The following is a 19,087-nucleotide window of genomic DNA, read 5'->3' as shown; positions in this document are numbered from 1 at the left end:
GCTCCTCATCTCCACCGGGAGGAGGACGCCCCGCGGGCGCACCCGTCACGTACCATGAACTCGGGGGATCGCGCGACTGCTCGCGAGGCTTCTCGCCACCCTCCCTCACATCTCCGCGGCCCGGTGCCGCGTCGAAAGGACGACCGCTCCATGGCACTTCCCACTGCATCCCGCCGCTCCGTCCGGCCGCTCGGGATGTCGCTGCGGGCGGTCATGGGGTTCATCGGGATGAGCGCCGTGGCGGGCGTCCTGATCACCGTCGGCGTCACGCCGGCTCTCGCGCTGACGGGCCTGGCGACGAGCAACACGATCGGCATGTTCCAGAACCTGCCGGGCTACCTTGACGTGGGCCAGCTGATGCAGCGCACCAACGTCTACGCGAGCGACGGGACGACCCTCCTCGCCTCCGTCTACGACCAGAACCGCGTCGAGGTCGGCTGGGACGACGTCGCGCAGTCCGCGAAGGACGCGGCCGTCGCCGGCGAGGACCCGCGCTTCTACGAGCACGGCGGCATCGACCTCCAGGGCACGCTCCGGGCCATCGCCGTCACGCTCACGGGCGACGACCTGCAGGGCGGGTCGTCGATCACGCAGCAGTACGTGAAGAACGTCCTGGTGCAGAAGGCGGAGTCGATCACCGACGAGGCCGCGCGCGACAAGGCCTACCAGGAGGCGACGGACCCGACCCCCGAGCGCAAGCTCAAGGAGATGCGCCTCGCGATCGGCCTCGAGAAGGAGGCGTCGAAGGACGACATCCTGCTCGGCTACCTCAACATCGCCCTCTTCGGGGGCACCGTCTACGGCATCGAGGCCGCGGCGAACTACTACTACGGCATCCCCGCGAGCCAGCTCTCGACCTCGCAGGCGGCCGCGCTGCTGGCGATCGTGAACAACCCGGCGAAGTTCCGCTTCGACAACCCGGGCGACGAGGCGAACGGCGCCGCCAACGGCTACGCCGCCACCAAGGAGCGCCGCGACTACATCCTCTCGGAGGAGCTCAAGCACGGCCGGATCGACCAGGCCGCGCACGACGCCGCCGTCGCCGAGCCGATCACCCCGAACATCACGGAGCCCTCGACCGGCTGCACCACCGCCGGCAACGCCGCGTACTTCTGCGACTACGTGCTGAACGTCCTCCGCAACGACTCCGTCTTCGGGGCGACCGACGACGAGCGCTATCAGCGCATCCGCCAGGGCGGCTTCGACGTCGTGACGACCCTCGACCTCGACATCCAGCAGGTCTCGCAGGCGGCGCTCAACGCCTACATCCCCTCCGTCGACCCGCGCTTCCAGGTCGGCGCGACGGCCGCCTCCGTCGAGGCGAAGACGGGCCGCGTGCTCTCCATGGTGCAGAACACGCAGTACAGCCAGGACGAGCAGTTCCTCGCCGCGAACCCCGGTTACAGCGCGATCAACCTCAACGTCGACCTCAGCATGGGCGGCGGCTCCGGCGTGCAGACCGGATCGACCTACAAGGTGTTCACGCTGGCGCAGTGGCTGAAGGCGGGGCACACCGTCAACGAGTCGTTCGCCTCCCCCACCTCCGGCTTCAGCTCCTACCCCCAGAAGTGCAACGTCGAGGGCGACGGCGGCTACTACGGCAGGTTCTCGCCTCGCAACGACGACCCGTCGGAGGACGCGAGCTCGATGAGCGCGCTCGGCGCGACCACGAACTCGATCAACACCGGCTTCATGGGAATGGCGCAGCAGCTCGACCTCTGCGACATCCGCACCACCGCCGAGTCGTTCGGGATGCACCGCGCCGACGGCCGCGAGCTCGCCAACGGGCCGGCCTCGGTCCTCGGGACGAACGAGATCGCGCCCCTGACGGTGGCCAACGCCTACGCGGGGATCGCGAACGACGGCACGACCTGCTCGGCGATCGTCATCGACCGGATCACCGACAGCGAGGGCAACGCCGTCGCCGCCCCGGCATCGGCGTGCACGCCCTCCGTGTCGCCCGAGGTCGCCCGAGGGATGCAGTACGCGATGCAGCGGGTGATGACCTCCGGAACGGCCTACGCCTCGAACCCCTTCGACGGTATCGAGCACATCGGCAAGACGGGCACCACCGACGAGGCCGCCGACGTGTGGACGGCGGGCGCCAGCAAGGCCGCCTCCCTGGCGGTCTGGGTCGGCAGCATCAACGGCTTCGCCGACAACACCAAGCAGAACCTGCGCTTCATCAGCCTGACGGGCGAGAAGGGCACCATCCGCGCCTCCAACGCCCGGCACGCCATCTGGAAGCCGATCATGACGGCGCTCGACGAGAAGTACGGCGGCGACGACTTCACGGCACCGCCGGCCTCGATGCTCGCGTACTCGCCGCGATCGGCGGCGAATTCCGAGGTCCCCGACGTCACGGGCGAGACGGTCGAGAGCGCCACGGCGATCCTCACCGCCGCCGGTTTCGTCGTCGGGATGCACGAGTCGGTCGACTCCGCGACGATCCCGGAGGGCTCCGTCGTGTCGACGACGCCGAGCGCGGAGGAGACGGCGGTCGCCGGCGGGGTGATCCCCCTCCAGGTGAGCACGGGCAAGGCTCCGGCCAATCCGAACGACATCTCGGACCTGAACGGCGACCTGATCGAGTAGAGACGTCGCCCGTCCCGTGAAGGGGCCGATCCCTCCGGGGTCGGCCCCTTCTGCTGTCGCAGGCGCCGGGCCTGCGCGGGCGCCGTCGCGCCGACTCCGGGCGGACGGGCGTCCGGCGCGGCCGTGGCGCGCCTCGTCGGGGATGTCGCAGGCCTCGCCTAGGGTGCTGGTGCAGCGAGAGGATCCATCCTGAAGCGACCGAACGTCCCCGTCTTCCAGCCCCGTCGAACCGTCCACGGGGCCCTCGGCGCGCTGTTCGGATTCGTGATCGTCAGCGTCCTGGCGGGTCTGCTCGCCTCGCTCGTGGTCGCCCCCGCCGCCGCGCTCACCGGCGCGGCGACCTCCGGCACCATCTCGGCGTTCCAGTCCCTCCCGAGCTACCTCGAGGTCGGGCGCCTGATGCAGAAGAGCGACGTCTACGCGGGCGACCCGGACGATCCGACACTGCTGGCCTCCTTCTACGACCAGAACCGGATCGAGGTGCCGGCCGACCGGATCGCCGACTCCGTGAAGGACGCGCTCGTCGCGAGCGAGGACCCGCGCTTCTACGACCACGGCGGGATCGACCTGCAGGGCACCCTCCGCGCCATCGCCAGCACCTACCTCCTCGACGGCGACACCCAGGGCGGCTCGTCGATCACGCAGCAGTACGTGAAGAACGTGCTGGTGCAGAAGGCCGAGTCGATCCCGGACGAGGCGGACCGCGACCGCGCGTACGCGGAGGCGACGGCGACCACGGCCGAGCGCAAGCTCAAGGAGATGCGGCTCGCGATCGGGCTCGAGAAGGTGTCCTCGAAGGACGACATCCTCCTCGGCTACCTCAACATCGCGCTGTTCGGAGGCACCGTCTACGGCATCGAGGCCGCGGCGGAGTACTACTACGGCATCCCGGCGGCCGACCTCTCCCTCGCGCAGTCCGCCTCGCTCCTGGCCATCGTGAACAACCCCGAGAAGTTCCGCTTCGACCGTCCGGACGACACGGCCAACGGCGAAGCGAACGGCTACGCGCAGACCCGGGAGCGGCGCGACTACATCCTCGACCGGATGCTCGAGACGGGGAGCATCGACCAGGCCGCGCACGACGCCGCGGCCGCCGAGGCGATCACCCCCGACATCACCCCGCCGTCCACCGGCTGCCAGACGGCCGGCAGCGCGGCCTACTTCTGCGACTACGTGACCCACGTCCTCCGCGACGACCCGGCGCTCGGAGCGACCGACGACGAGCGCTACGCGGCGATCAAGCAGGGCGGCATCAAGGTCTACACGACGATCGATCTCGACCTGCAGAGGACCGCGCAGGAGCTGATGGACGAGCAGGTCCCCTCCTCCGATCCGCGCTTCGACGTCGGGGCGACGGCGGTCGCCGTCCAGAACGGCACCGGGCGCATCCTCACGATGGTGCAGAACAAGCGCTACAGCCAGGACCCGGACGTGATCGCGAGCGGGCCGGAGTTCTCGGCGATCAACCTCAACGTCGACGCGTCCGCGGGCGGCGGCAACGGCTTCCAGACCGGCTCCGCCTACAAGGTGTTCACGCTCGCCGAGTGGCTCGACCGCGGGCACACCCTGCTCGAGCAGTTCGACTCGAAGCAGAAGAACTGGACCGGCTTCGCCGACAGCTGCGAGGGCACCTGGGACTACGACTCCTACAACCCCAAGAACGCCGGCGACGGCGGCTACACCGACACCCAGACGGCGCTGTACTCGACGATCTACTCGCTGAACACGGGCTTCACCGGGATGTCGCACCTGCTCGACCAGTGCGAGATCCGCAAGCAGGCCGAGGCCTTCGGAGTGCACCGCGCGGACGGGACCGCGCTCGTGCAGTCGCCGGGAGCGGTCCTCGGCACCAACGAGATCGCACCGCTCACCATGGCGACCGCCTACTCCGGCATCGCCGAGAACGGCACGACCTGCACCCCCGTCGCGATCACGGCGATCGTCGGAGCCGACGGCCGCGAGATCGAGCCGGTGGAGACGACCTGCAGCCGGGCGGTGTCGTCGAGGGTCGCGTCGGCGATGCAGTACACGATGCTCAAGGTGACCGCCGAGGGCACGGGCGTCGAGGACGATCCGAAGAACGGCATCCAGCACATCACCAAGACGGGCACCACCGACAACTCCGCCGACACCTGGGCCATCGGCGCCTCGACCGAGACCTCCCTCGCGGTCTGGGTCGGCAGCATCTCGGCACGCGCGGACGGCTCGAGGGTGAACCTCGACTCGATCGACTTCGACAGCGGCTGGGCGCCCTCGGCACGCCACCGGATCTGGAAGCCGTTGATGACGGCGATCGACTCCCGCTACGGCGGCTCCGACTTCCCGCAGGCCGACCAGTCGCTCATCGCGGCGCCGCAGGTCACCGTGCCGGACCTGTCGGGCCGGACCAGCGACTCCGCCGCACAGGCGCTGACCGCAGCAGGGCTCACTCCCGGAGCGACGTCGCAGGTCGACTCGACGCAGCCGATGAACACCGTGGCCGGCACCGGTCCGGCCGCGGGCACCCGCGTGGACAAGGGATCGGTGGTGGGCGTGCAGCTGAGCACGGGGAAGGCGCCGCCCGCTCCTGCTCCGGGCGGCTGACACCGCTGGACCGGGATGTCGCCGGTCGGCGAGGATCTGCGACGGGAACGGGTCAGGGGGAACGGGTCAGGGAAGCCGGCTCAGGGCCCGACGGCTCCGGCGGGGAGGAGCCCGAACTCGACGAGCTCGTCGTCGGTGAGCAGTCGGCTGCGGATCATGAAGCGCTTGCCCTCGGGTGCTTCGACGCTGAATCCGCTGCCCCGCCCGTCGACGAGGTCGACGGTGAGGTGGGTGTGCTTCCAGTACTCGAACTGGGAGCGGGACATCCAGAAGTCGATCGGGTCCAGGCCGTCGAGCCGGAGCGATTCGACGAGCACGTCCGAGGCGCCGGTGCGGAACATCCCGGTGGGGAAGCACATCGGGGAGCTGCCGTCGCAGCATCCGCCCGACTGGTGGAACATGAGCGGCCCGTGCAGCGCCGTCATCCGGCGGAGCATGCCGGCCGCCTCCGCAGTGACGTCGACCCTCGTGGAGGTCATGGGTGGTGCTCCTTCGCTCGTGGTGCGGAATGTCTGTGTGCGCCCGACCGCTGACGGCGGACGCTCCTCCGGGCGGCGTCTCGATACGCCGCTGCGCGGACTACTCGATCAACATGAGGGGGCGCCCCCCTCGTCCGATGCCTCGCCCGAAGGGCCGAGCACCGTTCTCCCGCGCGCCGTCAGGTGCCTCGCCCGCAGGGCCGAGCACCGTTCTTCCACGCGCCGCCAGGTGCCTCACCCGCAGGGCCGAGCACCGTTCCCCCGCGCGCCGCCAGGTGCCTCACCCGCAGGGCCGAGCACCGTCCTTCCGCGCGCCGCCAGGTGCCTCGCCCGAAGGGCCGAGCACCGAACGGCGGATCCGCGTGCCAGCGGATCCGTCTCGGTGCGAACGCTCCCCGCTCCTCCCCACCCGGCCACGTCGGCGAGCCGACCGCGGCACGGGCGACGAGGAACGAGGAGCCCGTGCGAACCGACTCAGAAGAAGCCCATCGGTCCTTCCGCGTAGGAGACGAGGAGGTTCTTCGTCTGCTGGTAGTGGTCGAGCATCACCTTGTGGTTCTCGCGTCCGATGCCCGACTGCTTGTACCCGCCGAACGCCGCGTGCGCGGGGTACTGGTGGTAGGTGTTCGACCAGACGCGGCCGGCTTCGATGGCCCGGCCGGCGCGGTAGAGCTGGGCGCCGTTGCGGCTCCACACTCCGGCGCCGAGGCCGTAGAGGGTGTCGTTGGCGATGCCGATCGCGTCGTCGAAGTCGTCGAAGGAGGTGAGGGCGAGGACGGGTCGGAAGATCTCCTCCTGGAAGATGCGCATCGAGTTGCGGCCCTCGAACACGGTCGGGTTGACGTAGTAGCCGCCGCTGAGCTCGCCGCCGAGGTCGGCGCGGTCGCCGCCGATGAGCAGCTTCGCTCCCTCCTGCTTGCCGATGTCCATGTAGGAGAGGATCTTCTCGAGCTGGTCGTTCGAGGCCTGGGCGCCGATCATCGTGGCGGTGTCGAGCGGGTTGCCCTGCTTGATCCGCTTGACCCGCTCGAGGCCGTCTCCGACGAAGTCGTCGTAGATCGAGCGCTGCACGAGCGCCCGCGACGGGCAGGTGCAGACCTCGCCCTGGTTGAGGGCGAAGAACGAGAAGCCCTCGAGCGCCTTGTCGTAGAAGGAGTCGCGTTCCGCGGCGACGTCGGCGAAGAACACGTTGGGGCTCTTGCCGCCCAGCTCCAGCGTCACCGGGATGAGGTTCTCGCTGGCGTACTGCATGATCAGGCGGCCGGTGGTCGTCTCGCCGGTGAAGGCGATCTTGCGGATGCGCGGGTGGGAGGCGAGCGGGGCGCCCGCTTCGAACCCGAATCCGTTGACGACGTTGAGCACACCGGCGGGGATGAGGTCGCCGATCAGGTCCAGCAGCACGTGGATGGACGCCGGCGTCTGCTCGGCCGGCTTCAGCACCACGCAGTTGCCTGCGGCGAGCGCCGGCGCGAGCTTCCACACGGCCATCAGGATCGGGAAGTTCCAGGGGATGATCTGCCCGACCACGCCCAGCGGCTCGTGGAAGTGGTATGCGATCGTGTCGTGGTCGATCTCGGAGACGCCTCCCTCCTGCGCGCGGATCGCTCCGGCGAAGTAGCGGAAGTGGTCGATGGCGAGGGGGATGTCGGCGGCGACGGTCTCGCGCACGGGCTTGCCGTTCTCCCACGTCTCGGCGACGGCGAGCAGCTCGAGGTTCGCCTCCATGCGGTCGGCGATCTTCAGGAGCATGTTCGAGCGCTCGGCGGGGCTGGTCTTCCCCCAGCTCGCGAACGCCTTCCAGCCCGCCTCGACGGCGCGGTCGACGTCGGCGGCGGTGCCGCGGGCGATCTCGCAGAAGGGCTTCCCGGTGATCGGGGTGATGTTCTCGAAGTACTGGCCGCTCGCGGGGGCGACGTGCTCGCCTCCGATGTAGTGGTCGTAGCGCGAGCGGAAGGAGGCGACGGATCCCTCCGTGCCTGGATTCGCGTAGACCGTGGAGCCGGGCTCCTGCGGTGCCTGCTCGGCGACCTGGTCGGCGTACAGCGTCATGTGGACCTCCATCGACGTCGTTGTCGTGGGCGCGGGGTGGGCGCCCGGTCCTGACGCTACGTCGCGGGGGGTTGCACGACGTTGCACGGGTCGACGGACCGGCGGGAGCGGCGAGGACGGAGGCCGGACCGGCCGGGCGGAGACGCGGCCGCCCGAGGAGGAGGGCCCCGCGGCCCGGACCTCAGACGCTCGCGAGCAGGCGCTGGGCGATCCGGCTCATGTAGACGCCGTAGGTCACCGTGGCCGCTGCGGCCCCCGCGCCGACCCAGGACCACACCTGCGGCCAGGCGGAGTTGTCGACGAGGACCACGACGACTCCGATCGCTCCGACCAGCGTCGTCCAGGTGGCGAGCCAGAGGTCGAGGGTCCGGCCGAAGATCCTCGCCATCGGGTAGAAGTGCAGGCCCACGATCACGGCGATGGCCGGCACGAGGAACCGCTCGAGCCCGGTGCCGGTGAGGACACCCACCGCGACACCGATCAGCACGCCCTCCGCGGCGAAGACCGCCCCGAACAGCAGACCGTTCGGCTTCGCCGCGCGGTCGGCGTCGGTGAGCTCCACCGCCATCCTCCGCCGGGCGACGAGGAGGCGGACGGCCTGCACGGCGAAGACCACGGCCGCGAGCGCGCAGACGGTCACGGCGGTCGTCGCCGCCGGAGCCGGCCAGCCGACCGTGGTGTCGCTCGCCCACCACATCGTGAAGACCGCCATCAGGAGCAGGCCCCCCGCGACTCCGCTCGCGAGGGCCCGGGGAGGTGGTGCGAGGGTGCTCATGCGTCGAGGCTAGCGAGGCGGCTCCGCGGCCGGACGGCTCCGGCGGCACTCCCGGGAGCGACCGGAACGGCTCAGCGCTGCTCCGCCTCGATCGTCTCGAGGTGCGCGGCGACACCGGCACGCCGGGGCGAGCGGGGCGGGAGGACGCGCAGGAGCTCCCGCCACACCTCCGCGTCGTCGCGGCCGTCAGGGCCCTCCGCCCAGGCGAGGAGGGTCGCGGGCGCCGCATCGGCGAGGACGCTCGCCCGCACCCGCAGGCGCAGCTCGACGGCGATCGCCCGGATCCCCGGCGCCTCGGACGAGGGCAGCGGCGCGCCCCGGTAGGCGTCCAGGGCGAGACGGTGGGAGCCGCGGTCGAGCAGGCCCAGCACCTGGCGGGCGTCGAGGTCGACCGGGCTCGCCAGGCGGTAGGGGCGCGAGAGGGGCACCAGGCGCGGGAGGGTCGGCTCGAGCGCGCGGCGCAGCCGCACCATCTCGGCGCGGACGGTGACCACCGCGTCGTCCCGGCCGTGGAGCAGGAGGGCGAGCTGCTCGGCCGAGAGCCCGGCCCGGTGCCAGGCGAGCAGGGTCAGGATCTCGGCGTGCCGGGTGCTCAGCTCGAGCGTCGCTCCGGCGGCCGTCACCAGGCCCGTCTCGCGCCCGAGGACCCGCAGGCTCGGCGCCCGGGCCGCCGCTGTGCTCCGTGCAGCGGGCCGCCGCGGGCGGAGGAGCCGCTGCACCATCAGCTCGCTCTCGACGGCGGCGGCGGTCGCCTCCATCAGCGGGAGGGTCTGCGGGGCGACGACGTCGGCGCCGCCGGTGATGTCGATCACTCCGAGGATCTCGTGCGTCTCGGGGTCGTGCACGGGGACGGCGGTGCAGCTCCACGGGTGCACGAGCGAGGCGAAGTGCTCGGCGCCGTGGATCTGCACGCCGTGATCGAGCACGAGGGCCGTCCCCGGCGCGGACGTCCCGACGTCGGGCTCGGCCCACGCCGCGCCCTCGACGAACGACATCCCCTCGGCGAGGCTCTTGAGGTGCTGGTCCCCGTCGATCCAGAGCAGCCGCCCGAGCGCATCGCCCACCGCGACCAGCACGCCGCTGTCCTCGTCGGCGTCGCGCACCAGCAGGCGGCGGATGACCGGGAGGACCGAGGCGAGCGGATGCCCGGTGCGGTACTCGCGGAGGTCGTCTCCCGAGAACGAGAGCGGTGCCGTCAGCCGGTCCGGATCGAGGCGCCGCCGCCGCGCGCGCTCCCACGACTCCTCGACCAGCGCGCGCCGCCGACCGCTGCCAGGGCGGGCCAGCCACGGGTTGGTCATGCGCTCCGCCTCGTCGTCGGGTCGGTGGGAGTCGACGCTACTCCGCGGAGCGCGGCGGCGCCTCTCTCCGCGCACCGGAACGGCGGCGCCCCCGCACCGCCAGCAGCAGCACCGCCGCCACCAGCACGGCGACGCCCAGGACGGCTCCCGTGGTCAGCCGCTCGCCCAGCACCGCCACGCCGAGGAGGGTCGCGGTCGCCGGCTCCAGGAGGGTGAGCGTCGAGACGGTCGCCGCGGGCAGCGCTCGCAGGCCGCGCGCGAAGAAGGTGTAGGCCACGGCGACCGTCACCACTCCGAGCCAGAGCACGGCCGGGATCGAGCCGGAGAGCCGCGACGGATCGCCCAGCAGCAGGAACGGGAGCGCCAGCAGCGCCGCGGCTCCGAACTGGGCTCCCATGGCGGCGACGGGGCTGAATCCGCGCTCGAGCAGCAGCTTGCCGCAGACGGCGTAGAGCGCGTAGGAGGCGCCGGCGCCGGCCGACGCGGCGAGGCCGGGGAGCGTCACGCCGCCGGATCCGCCTCCGCTGAGGAGCACCACGCCGACCGCGGCGAGCGCGGTCGAGGCGAACCAGCGCGGGCTCGGCGTCGTCCGCAGGACGAGCCACTCCAGCAGGCCGGTGAAGGCGGGAGCGGAGCCGAGGGCGACGATCGTGCCGACCGCGACTCCGTTCTGCGCGGTGCCGGTGAAGAAGGCGGGCTGGTACGCGGCGACGCCGACCGCTCCGAGCACGACGAGCAGCACGACGGCCCGGGTCGGGCGGGAGCGGCTCCGCCGGCGCAGCGCCTCCACGCCGAGGAGAGCGGCCAGCAGGGCGCCGCCGAGGACGATGCGCGCCGCCCCGAGGAGGAGCGGATCCACGCCCGCCGCTCCGAGGGCCTGGGCGGTCCCCGTCGTGCCGAAGCAGACGGCGGCGAGGAGGACGGCGCCGATCGCCGAGGTCCGGGCCCCGCTCATCCTGCCCCGCTCCCCCGGCCGCCTGACGACCGGCTCCCAGTGTCCCAGGGATGGGCGCGTGCTCTTCCGCCTCTCGCACCGGGGGCCCAGGATGGAGGGACCGGACTAGCGGAGGAGCACGACGTGGGCATCGCGGAACCGTTCGACCTCGAGGACCACCACCGCAGCGCGCACGGCGCCCTGCGCGAGCACTTCTCGGTGCGCGAGTTCGAGGAGGTGCCGCTGGACCGCGAGGCCATCGTCGCCACCGCGTACCTGCGGGCGATCGAGCACGCCACCGTGGCCCGGGTGCTCCCCCTCGCGCGCGCCCACCCCGACGAGCAGGTCCGCGCGTTCGCGTCCGTCTGGGCCGCCGAGCGGCACCGGATCGCCGACGCCCTGGGCGACGTGCTCGCGGCCTCGCCGCAGATCCGCGGCATCGACATCCGCCCGCCGGAGCCGACGGTGAGGTCACGCCCGCTCCTCGACCGCGCCGCGGCCTCCCTCGCCGGCCCCGTCGCGCTGGCCCTCGCGGTGGACGCCCGGGTCGCGGTGCACGGCTACCGCCGGCTCGCCCGGCTCTCGCTGCACCCCGAGATGGAGCGCCTCGCCGAGACGGTCACGGGCATCCTCGAGCGGCAGGCCGACTTCTTCACGGTGCACGCGGCGGGACGCCTCGGACGCCCGCTGCCGCGCCGGGTGCAGGCGGCCGGCCTGCTCGCCGTGCTGCGCCTCCCGATCGGCGAGGCCGACCTGCCGGAGGCTCTCGCCCGCGAGGGTCGGGAGCTCGTCTTCGGCCGGGACGACGGCGGACTCGACGGGATCGACGCGGGCGTCGTCGCGGCGTTCGCGCTGCCCTGCACGGCGGCCCGGCGGCTCGTGCACCCGCACCGGCCGGTGTCGATCCGTGCCGCGCACCGCCTCGGACGGCTCGCCGCCGACACCCGCGCCGCCGTCACGACCCTGCTGGAGCAGGTGCGCGAGTAGCGGCGGCGCTCAGCCCAGCAGCTCGCGCACGTCCTCGGCCGTGATCCCGCCGGTGGCCGCCGCGCCGTCGTCCGACATGACCGCGGCGAAGAGCGCGGCCTTCGCCTCCTTGAGGGCCATCACCTTCTCCTCGATCGTGTCCTTCGCGACCAGGCGGTAGACCATGACCGAGCGGGTCTGGCCGATGCGGTGCGCGCGGTCGACCGCCTGCGACTCGGTGGCGGGGTTCCACCACGGGTCGAGCAGGATGCAGTAGTCGGCCTCGGTGAGGTTGAGCCCGAAGCCGCCGGCCTTGAGCGAGATCAGGAAGACGCCCGCCGCGCCCGAGCGGAACCGCTCGATGACCTCGTCGCGCTTCTTCGTCGCTCCGTCGAGGTAGGCGTACTCGATGCCCGCCGCGTCCAGCCGCCCGCGGACCCGGCCGAGGAACCGCGTGAACTGGCTGAACACCAGCACGCGGTGCCCCTCGCCGAGGGCGTCGCCCAGCAGCTCGTCGAGCAGGTCGAGCTTGGTCGAGGGCACGCTCTCGTGCGCCTCGTCGACCAGTGCCGCGTCGAGCGCGACCTGGCGAAGCACGGTCAGCGCGCGGAAGATCGCGAAGCGGTTCTTCTCGAAGTCGCCGATCAGGCCCAGCACGCGCTGCCGCTCCCGCGCCAGGTACGTGTCGTAGACCTTCCGCTGCTTCGGGCCGAGCTCCACCTCGAGGGTCTGCTCCTGCTTGGGCGGCAGCTCCTTGGCGACGAGCTCCTTGGTGCGCCGCAGCATCAGCGGGCGGATGCGCCGCCGCAGCTGCGAGAGCTTCTCGCTGTCGGCCTCGCGCTCGATCGGCTTCTGGTAGAACTCGACGAACCCGGCGGGCGAGGGGAACAGGCCCGGAGCGACGATCGACAGCAGCGACCAGAGCTCCATCACGTTGTTCTCCATCGGCGTTCCCGTGATGGCGAGCTTGAAGGGCACGTCGAGCCGGCGCGCGAGCTGGTGCGTCGCCGACTGGCGGTTCTTGACGAACTGCGCCTCGTCGAGGAGGAGCCCCGACCACTGGATGCCCGAGTACGACTCGTAGTCGAGCCGGAACAGGGCGTAGGAGGTGACGACCAGCTCGGCCTCGCCGATGACGCTCGAGAGCGCCTTCCGCTTCTTCTTCGACGTCTCGTCGATCCCGACGACGCGGAGGTCCGGGGCGAAGCGCTTGGCCTCGCCGACCCAGTTGGGCACCACGCTGGTGGGCGCGACGACGAGGAACGGGCGCGGCGAGGTGCCCGCCTCCGCGGCCGCGGCGCGCTGCTCCTGCATCACCCGGGTGACCAGGGCGAGGGACTGCACGGTCTTGCCCAGGCCCATGTCGTCGGCGAGCACGCCGCCGAGCTGGTTGTCGTAGAGGAACGAGAGCCAGTCGTAGCCGAGCTGCTGGTAGGGCCGCAGCTCCACGGCGAAGCCCTCGGGCAGGACCCGCGACTCCAGCGCACCGGTCGCGGTGAAGCCGGAGAGCCCCTCAACGGAGCGGCGCCACGCGGCGGCCTGGGCCTCCACGACGCCCAGCTCGACCAGCTCGTCCCAGAGGGAGGACTGGAATCGGCTGATCCGCAGGGTCTCGCCGGGGTCGTCCGAGAGCTCGCGGGCCTCGGCGATCAGCTCGCGGAGGCGGCCGAACCGCTCGTCGTCGAGGGCGAAGTAGACGCCGCTCGGCAGCACCATGTACTCGTCGCCGCGGGCGAGCGCGAGGAAGATCTCGGCCAGCGGGACCGCCTCGTCGTTGACGGTGACGGAGATCTCGAGGTTGAACCAGTCGCGGCTGTCGGGCTGGGCGACGGTCTGCACGGCGACCACGGGGGCGGTCTGCGCCTCGCGGTACTCGACACGCTCGCCGATCTCCTCGATCTCGACGGTGCCGAGCTCGCGGAGCCGCTCGACCTCGCCGGTGAGGAAGCCGACGGTCTGCATGCCGCGCAGGTCGAAGGTGGGGCGCAGGCGCCTGCTCGACGGGGACACCAGGGCGGGCGTCGACTCCGGGTCGAGACCCGCTCCCACGAGGGAGTCGAGGATCCGCTGCTCGGCCTCGGGGTCGCGGTAGCCCGCGTCCTCGCCGACCCGCAGCGGGAGCCGCTCGGCGTCCACGCCGCCGCGCGCTCCCTCCACTCCGTAGCGCCACCACCACGAGCCGCGCAGGCCCGCGCCGTCGGTGTGCTCGAGGGTGAGGCCGAGGCGCGGCTCGGGCACCGCCGGCGCCTCGAAGGAGCCGTCACGGGAGACGATGTCGAACAGCCGGTGCAGCCGCTGGTAGTGCTCGGTGAGGAACGCCGACTCCTCGGCCACCGGGATGCGGATGGCCTCGCGGCTCCAGAGGAACGTGCGCGCGGAGGACAGCAGCGGCGCGGCGAACGGGATGAGCGTGACCGGGCGGGCGCGCATCTCGTCGCCGCCCTCCCACGTGTAGAGGCCGACGGCCGGGTCGCCGATGAAGCCGAACTCCTCGGGCGCCGGGTGGTCGCCGATCGCGACGAGCGAGCGCAGCTCGAGGCCGGCGGCGGTGCGCGTGACGTCGATGGAGGCGGTCGCCGTTGTGTCGAGGATCTTCAGCGGCGTCTGGTCGCGGTCGCCCATCACCAGGCCGATGCCCGCGCGGACGGCGCCGTGCAGGGCCGCCCAGATCGCCTCGCTCCGGCACTGGTCGAGGTAGAGCCAGGTGTCGGGCGAGTAGTAGCTGGAGGCGCTGTGCCCGGAGAGCAGGCCCTGCATCTCGCGGATCACGTCGATCTGGCGCTCGTCGTAGTCGTGGCTGTAGTGCAGGTAGCCGAGGTCGCGCCAGCTGGTGCCGGTGCGGACCCAGCGATCGCGGTCGCCCATCCGCACCGGGCGCACGCCCAGGCGCGGGCGCGGCTCGGGCGGCGGCCGGTAGGAGTTGTAGCGGCCGGGCGGGCGACGCACGGGCTCGCCGGGCAGCAGCTCGAACTGCAGGCCGAGCGGGATGCCGGTGTGCGAGCGCTCCGCGCCGGCGAGGAGCGGGGCGAGCGCGCTGCGCCACTCCGGGACGGCGTCGACAGCGGCCTCGCCCGGGAAGGGACCGGCCACTCCGCCCTCGCGCTCGCGGCGCAGGGCCTCGATCAGGACGGCGGCGACGTGCTTGCACTCGTGCTTGACCGGGCAGCTGCAGGCGCCGCCGAGGAGGGTCCAGTGCTCGCCCTCGTCGCGGAGCTGCACGCTCACGGCGTACGGCGAGCGCCCGGATCCGCGGACCTGGCCGAAGAGGCGGGTGCGGCCGCCGAACCACTGCAGCTCGCGCACGCGGCCCTCGTCCGCGTAAGCGGTGCCCTTCTCGACGGCGGCGGTTCCGACGAGGGCGCGGATGTCCTGCTCGGAGAAGGGCTCGTGGCCGGCGGTCACCGGCCCGGGTGCGGCCGACGGCAGCACCTCACCGGGGGGACTCTGGCGGGCCATGGACCTCACGCTCTCCGCGCTCGAACGAGCGCATCCGTCTATTCAACCCGATTCCGGAGGCGCTGCGAGCCGCGGGCCGGGATCCGTGGAGGACGCACGGCCGTCCCTACGATGGAGGGATGCCCCGTCTGGCCGTCGTCTCGGCGCACACCTCCCCGCTCGAGCAGCCGTCGACGGGCGACGCGGGCGGGATGAACGTGTACCTCGCGGCGGTGCTCCCGGAGCTGGCTGCGCTCGGCTGGGAGATCGAGGTGCTGACCCGCGGCGAGGGCGTCCGCATGCTCGCGCCGGGTGTGCGAGTGGTCGGCGTGCCGGTGCCGGCGGGCGACAAGTACGCGCTGGCGGCCGCGGCGCCGCAGTTCGCGCGCGCCGCGGAGGGGGCCGACGTCGTGCACTCCCACTACTGGGTGTCGGGCCTCGCGGGGGCGCTCACCGGCAGGCCGCACGTGCACTCGATGCACTCGGGCTCGCTCGCGAAGAACGCCCGGCTCGCCCCGGGCGACGTCGCGGAGCCGCAGCAGCGGATCGACGCGGAGCACTCCGTGCTCGCCTCCGCCGACGCGATCGTGGTGGCGGGCGCCTCGGAGCGGGAGGACGTCGTCAGCGGGTACGGCGCGGATCCGGACCGGGTGGTCGTGGTGCCGCCCGGAGTCGACGCGCGGTTCCGCCCGGGCGGCGGCGAGCGCTCCGGAGTCGTCCTGATCGGCCGGGTGCAGCCGCTCAAGGGGCAGCTGCTGGCGGTCGAGGCGCTCGCGGCGATGGCGCCGGCGGAGCGGCCGGTGCTGCGGCTGGTGGGCGGGGCGGCACCGGGCCGGGAGTCGTACCTCGACGCGGTGCGCGCCGTGGCGGCTCCGCTGGGAGACCGCGTGCTGATCGAGGGGGCCGCCGACCGCGACCGGGTGGCGGAGCGGCTCCGGAGTGCGCAGCTGGCGCTCGTGCCCTCGGCGGCCGAGACCTTCGGGCTGATCGCGCTCGAGGCGGCCGGCAGCGGCACTCCCGTGCTCGCGCGCAGGACGACCGGCCTGGTGGACGCGGTGCGCGACGGCGGGAGCGGCGTGCTGCTCGACTCCGACTCCCCCGCGGCGTGGGCCGAGGCGATCCTGACCCTGCTGGGCTCGCCCGGTGAGCTGGCGCGTCTCGGCCGCGGCGGCGTCGACTGGGCGGCCGCCCACTCCTGGCCGGCCGCCGCCGCCCGGCTGGACGCCGTCTACCGCGGCCTATCGGCCCGCTGAGGGAACCCCGGACCGTCGAGGGACCCCGCTCCGCCGGATTACCTCGACGGGTCGGGGCTCCCTCGGTGCAGGGAGGGGGTCAGTCGGCGATGGCGGGGGCCCCGGGGTCGAGGCGGGCGCCGCGGGTGGAGCGGTACCAGGGCGCGAGGCGGTCGGGCGAGACGGCGACCATTGCGGCGCCCGTGAATCCGGCGTCGTTGCCGAAGCGGGCGGGGACGATCTCGGTGCCGATGTCGAGGAAGCGGGCGAACTCGTCGAAGACGTGCGCCGCCGCGCCGCCGATCACGAACAGCTGCGGCGAGAGCAGCATCTCGAGGTGCCGGTAGTAGACGCTGAGGCGACCCGCCCACTCCTCGAGGGTGATGCCCTCGCGGCGGACGGCCGAGAAGCCGACCTTCGGCTCGAAGTCGGGACCGTCGATGTGCAGGTGACCGAGCTCGGAGTTGGGGATCACCACGCCCTCGTGGACGAGCGCCGTCCCGATGCCGGTGCCGAGGGTGGTCAGCAGGAGGAGGCCCTCGCGTCCGCGCATGGCCCCGAACTCGCGCTCGGCGACCCCCGCCGCGTCCGCGTCGTTGACGACGACGACGTCGACCCCGGTCGCCTCCGAGAGGAGGGCCTGCGCGTCGAGCCCGACCCAGCGCTGCGAGACGTGGGTGGTCTGGCGGACGACGCCGCCGCGGACGATCCCGGGGAAGCCGACGCCCACGGGCGTGCCCGCGATCGGCGAGACGTCCCGGACGATGCCGGCGATCGCCTCGGCGAAGTCCTCGGGCTCCTTGCCCAGCGGGTTCGCGACCGCGAAGCGCCGAGCCGCCCGCTCGCCGGTGGTGACGTCGACGAGGGACGCCTTGATCGACGTCCCCCCGATGTCGACGCCGACGGCGAAGCGCGGGAGGAGGCCGTCGTGGGGCTGGGTCACGGATGCTCCGTCTGCAGTGGTGGGCGAGTGCGGGGACTCGCGAAAACGGTCGGCCCGTCGGATCCGGGATCGCGACGAGCCGAAGGCGATTCTACGAGCCGTCAGGTGCGCGCGGGCTCCGAGAGGGCGCGGAGGACGAAGTCGATCACCGGCTCGTAGAGGTGGACGGCCAGCCCGTCGTCGATCGGGACGACCACCTCGATCGAGCCCTGCGCCTCGGCGACGAATACCGCCGGGTCGTTGCAGTCCGCGATCGCGATGACCGGCAGCCCCCGCCGGCCGGCCGCGCCCGCGAAGCCGTGGTCGGCGACGACCAGGTCGGGGCGGACGCCGAGCTCGTCGAGGCGGTCGAGCAGCGCTTCCATCGGCTCCGGCGAGTGCGTGTGCTGCAGCCCTCCCCCGCGGTAGACGCAGGTGACCCCGCCGGTGCACCACAGGGCCTGGTGCTCGTCCGCGAGAGGCACGCGGATGCCGTCGGGGGCGGCGAACGGGAGCGCGTTCACGTCGATCACGCGGGCGCCCCGCTCCGTCGCGGCAGCAGCGAAGCGGCGGTAGACGTCCATCAGGGTCGCGGGGTGCGCGGTGGCGAACAGGAGGAGCGCCCCCTCGCGGACAGCGGCGGCGAACCGCTCGCGGTAGCGGGCGAGCCCCGCGACCGTCAGGCGGGCGTCGATCCGGTCCTGCCCGCTCTCGAAGGAGGGGTCGGTGCTGATCCCCACGCGCTCCCCCATCAGCGCGAGCAGTCTCTCGAACGTCCAGTCCTCGGCCACGTCCACCCCGTAGAGGTGCGCGGGCTCGCGGGCGGCGAGGCCGCGCAGGTTGCCGAGGTTGCTCGCGCGGCCGGTGAGGACGTCCCCGGCGAGGAGGGAGGAGTCGAGGTACGCCTCGAGCTCGGAGTCGGGACGCGGCATGCGGGACCTCTCGATCGACGGGGAGCTCCCAGGCTACGGGCAATTCAGGTGTTGACATCCGATCCGTCACCGATATATCGTTACTCCATCGCCGACAGATCGGGAGCAGCCGCTCCCGACGGGCGACCGGATCCGATCGAAAGGGATCCCCTCACGACAGAGAGCAGCACACCCATGAACTCCAGGACCTTCTTCTCCGACGACCGCCGCGACTCCTGCGACGGCGACCACTCCTCCCGCCACGAGCACCCCGGCCGCGGACAGCGCCGCGGACCCGGCGGTCACGGCCGCGGCTTCGGGCCCGGCTTCGGCTTCGGCCCGGGCTTCGGCCCCGGCTTCGGCGGCCCCTTCGGCCGCGGCGGAGGACGCGCCCGACGCGGTGACGTCCGCGCGGCCCTCCTCTCCCTCCTCTCCGAGAAGTCCTCGAACGGCTACGGCCTGATCAAGGCCATCGCCGAGAAGACGAACGGATCGTGGCGTCCCAGCCCCGGCTCCGTCTACCCCACCCTCCAGCAGCTCGTCGACGAGGGCCTCATCACGGCCGTCGGCGAGGGCCGCGGCACCGAGTACCAGCTCACGGACGCGGGCGGCACCTACGTGCGCGAGCACGCCGACGAGCTCGACGCGGCCTGGGAGGCCACTCCCGGCGCGAGCGACGCCGATCGCGCCTTCATGGAGAACGTCGGCAAGCTGATGGGCGTCGTGCAGCAGTTCCGCGGAGCGACCGAGGCGCAGCGCGCCGCCGCGTCCGCTAAGCTCGACGAGACCCGTCGCGCGCTGTATCTCATCCTCGCCGACTGACCTCGGCTCCCCTCCCGCGATCCGTCGCGGGAGCCCCCGGACGGACGGGACCCCTCGCCTCGGCGACGGGGTCCCGTCCGTTC

General features: G+C 72.6%; 13 protein-coding genes. 5 read left to right on the top strand and 8 right to left on the bottom strand.

The annotated features are described in order from the left end of the window. The first annotated feature begins 150 nt into the window (after positions 1-150). Positions 151-2,595, top strand: coding sequence for a penicillin-binding protein (locus C5C36_RS05715; protein WP_181028729.1), 2,445 nt, complete (start codon positions 151-153; stop codon positions 2,593-2,595). Positions 2,596-2,859: 264 nt separating this feature from the next. Further along, a complete protein-coding gene (locus C5C36_RS05710; RefSeq protein WP_104237781.1) occupies positions 2,860-5,178 on the top strand; it encodes a transglycosylase domain-containing protein in 2,319 nt (772 codons plus the stop codon). A gap of 80 nt (positions 5,179-5,258) precedes the next feature. Here C5C36_RS05710 and C5C36_RS05705 read toward each other — a convergent pair whose 3' ends face one another. The 5 genes from C5C36_RS05705 to C5C36_RS05685 all read right to left on the bottom strand — a co-directional run bounded on the left by C5C36_RS05705 (position 5,259) and on the right by C5C36_RS05685 (position 10,737). Then, positions 5,259-5,657: a DUF779 domain-containing protein gene (locus C5C36_RS05705; protein ID WP_104309405.1), complete on the bottom strand. Its 399-nt coding sequence runs from the start codon at positions 5,655-5,657 to the stop codon at positions 5,259-5,261. Between the two features lie 474 nt (positions 5,658-6,131). Beyond that, complete coding sequence (locus C5C36_RS05700; RefSeq protein WP_104309404.1) at positions 6,132-7,706, bottom strand: aldehyde dehydrogenase family protein; 1,575 nt, start codon at positions 7,704-7,706, stop codon at positions 6,132-6,134. Positions 7,707-7,887: 181 nt separating this feature from the next. Next, positions 7,888-8,481: a hypothetical protein gene (locus tag C5C36_RS05695; protein ID WP_104309403.1), complete on the bottom strand. Its 594-nt coding sequence runs from the start codon at positions 8,479-8,481 to the stop codon at positions 7,888-7,890. A 71-nt stretch (positions 8,482-8,552) separates the two neighbouring features. Next, positions 8,553-9,782 (bottom strand): GAF domain-containing protein, encoded by a 1,230-nt coding sequence (locus C5C36_RS05690; RefSeq protein WP_104261463.1) that lies wholly within the window; start codon positions 9,780-9,782, stop codon positions 8,553-8,555. A 37-nt stretch (positions 9,783-9,819) separates the two neighbouring features. Next, positions 9,820-10,737 carry a DMT family transporter gene (locus C5C36_RS05685; protein WP_104309402.1) on the bottom strand — a complete coding sequence of 306 codons (918 nt, stop codon included), beginning with the start codon at positions 10,735-10,737 and terminating at the stop codon, positions 9,820-9,822. A 123-nt stretch (positions 10,738-10,860) separates the two neighbouring features. Between C5C36_RS05685 and C5C36_RS05680 the strand changes: the two genes are divergently transcribed. Beyond that, positions 10,861-11,703 carry a hypothetical protein gene (locus C5C36_RS05680; protein WP_104309401.1) on the top strand — a complete coding sequence of 281 codons (843 nt, stop codon included), beginning with the start codon at positions 10,861-10,863 and terminating at the stop codon, positions 11,701-11,703. A gap of 9 nt (positions 11,704-11,712) precedes the next feature. Here C5C36_RS05680 and C5C36_RS05675 read toward each other — a convergent pair whose 3' ends face one another. Then, positions 11,713-15,138, bottom strand: a complete 3,426-nt coding sequence (locus tag C5C36_RS05675) for a DEAD/DEAH box helicase (RefSeq protein WP_104224188.1) — start codon at positions 15,136-15,138, stop codon at positions 11,713-11,715. 119 nt (positions 15,139-15,257) lie between these two features. Here C5C36_RS05675 and C5C36_RS05670 point away from each other — a divergent pair, with 119 nt between their 5' ends. Continuing rightward, positions 15,258-16,370: a glycosyltransferase gene (locus C5C36_RS05670; RefSeq protein WP_104309400.1), complete on the top strand. Its 1,113-nt coding sequence runs from the start codon at positions 15,258-15,260 to the stop codon at positions 16,368-16,370. A 79-nt stretch (positions 16,371-16,449) separates the two neighbouring features. Here C5C36_RS05670 and C5C36_RS05665 read toward each other — a convergent pair whose 3' ends face one another. Both C5C36_RS05665 and C5C36_RS05660 read right to left on the bottom strand, forming a co-directional pair. Continuing rightward, on the bottom strand, positions 16,450-17,292 hold the full coding sequence (locus C5C36_RS05665; RefSeq protein WP_258061252.1) for an ROK family protein: 843 nt from the start codon (positions 17,290-17,292) through the stop codon (positions 16,450-16,452). Positions 17,293-17,393: 101 nt separating this feature from the next. Beyond that, positions 17,394-18,203 (bottom strand): phosphatase, encoded by an 810-nt coding sequence (locus C5C36_RS05660; protein WP_104309399.1) that lies wholly within the window; start codon positions 18,201-18,203, stop codon positions 17,394-17,396. Positions 18,204-18,377: 174 nt separating this feature from the next. Here C5C36_RS05660 and C5C36_RS05655 point away from each other — a divergent pair, with 174 nt between their 5' ends. Next, positions 18,378-19,004, top strand: a complete 627-nt coding sequence (locus tag C5C36_RS05655) for a PadR family transcriptional regulator (RefSeq protein ID WP_104224185.1) — start codon at positions 18,378-18,380, stop codon at positions 19,002-19,004. Positions 19,005-19,087 lie beyond the last annotated feature (83 nt).

This window comes from Rathayibacter sp. AY1G1, from assembly GCF_002932095.1.
Lineage (GTDB): Bacteria > Actinomycetota > Actinomycetes > Actinomycetales > Microbacteriaceae > Rathayibacter.
This window is presented reverse-complemented; position numbering and strand designations above follow the sequence as displayed.

What these genes read in the sequence shown, in the direction of transcription:
- C5C36_RS05660 (WP_104309399.1), bottom strand. Translation starts at nt 18,203, where the DNA reads ATGCCGCGTCCCGACTCCGAGCTCGAGGCGTACCTCGACTCCTCCCTC.
- C5C36_RS05685 (WP_104309402.1), bottom strand. Translation starts at nt 10,737, where the DNA reads ATGAGCGGGGCCCGGACCTCGGCGATCGGCGCCGTCCTCCTCGCCGCC.
- C5C36_RS05690 (WP_104261463.1), bottom strand. Translation starts at nt 9,782, where the DNA reads ATGACCAACCCGTGGCTGGCCCGCCCTGGCAGCGGTCGGCGGCGCGCG.
- C5C36_RS05700 (WP_104309404.1), bottom strand. Translation starts at nt 7,706, where the DNA reads ATGACGCTGTACGCCGACCAGGTCGCCGAGCAGGCACCGCAGGAGCCC.
- C5C36_RS05655 (WP_104224185.1), top strand. Translation starts at nt 18,378, where the DNA reads ATGAACTCCAGGACCTTCTTCTCCGACGACCGCCGCGACTCCTGCGAC.
- C5C36_RS05675 (WP_104224188.1), bottom strand. Translation starts at nt 15,138, where the DNA reads ATGGCCCGCCAGAGTCCCCCCGGTGAGGTGCTGCCGTCGGCCGCACCC.
- C5C36_RS05705 (WP_104309405.1), bottom strand. Translation starts at nt 5,657, where the DNA reads ATGACCTCCACGAGGGTCGACGTCACTGCGGAGGCGGCCGGCATGCTC.
- C5C36_RS05695 (WP_104309403.1), bottom strand. Translation starts at nt 8,481, where the DNA reads ATGAGCACCCTCGCACCACCTCCCCGGGCCCTCGCGAGCGGAGTCGCG.
- C5C36_RS05670 (WP_104309400.1), top strand. Translation starts at nt 15,258, where the DNA reads ATGCCCCGTCTGGCCGTCGTCTCGGCGCACACCTCCCCGCTCGAGCAG.
- C5C36_RS05715 (WP_181028729.1), top strand. Translation starts at nt 151, where the DNA reads ATGGCACTTCCCACTGCATCCCGCCGCTCCGTCCGGCCGCTCGGGATG.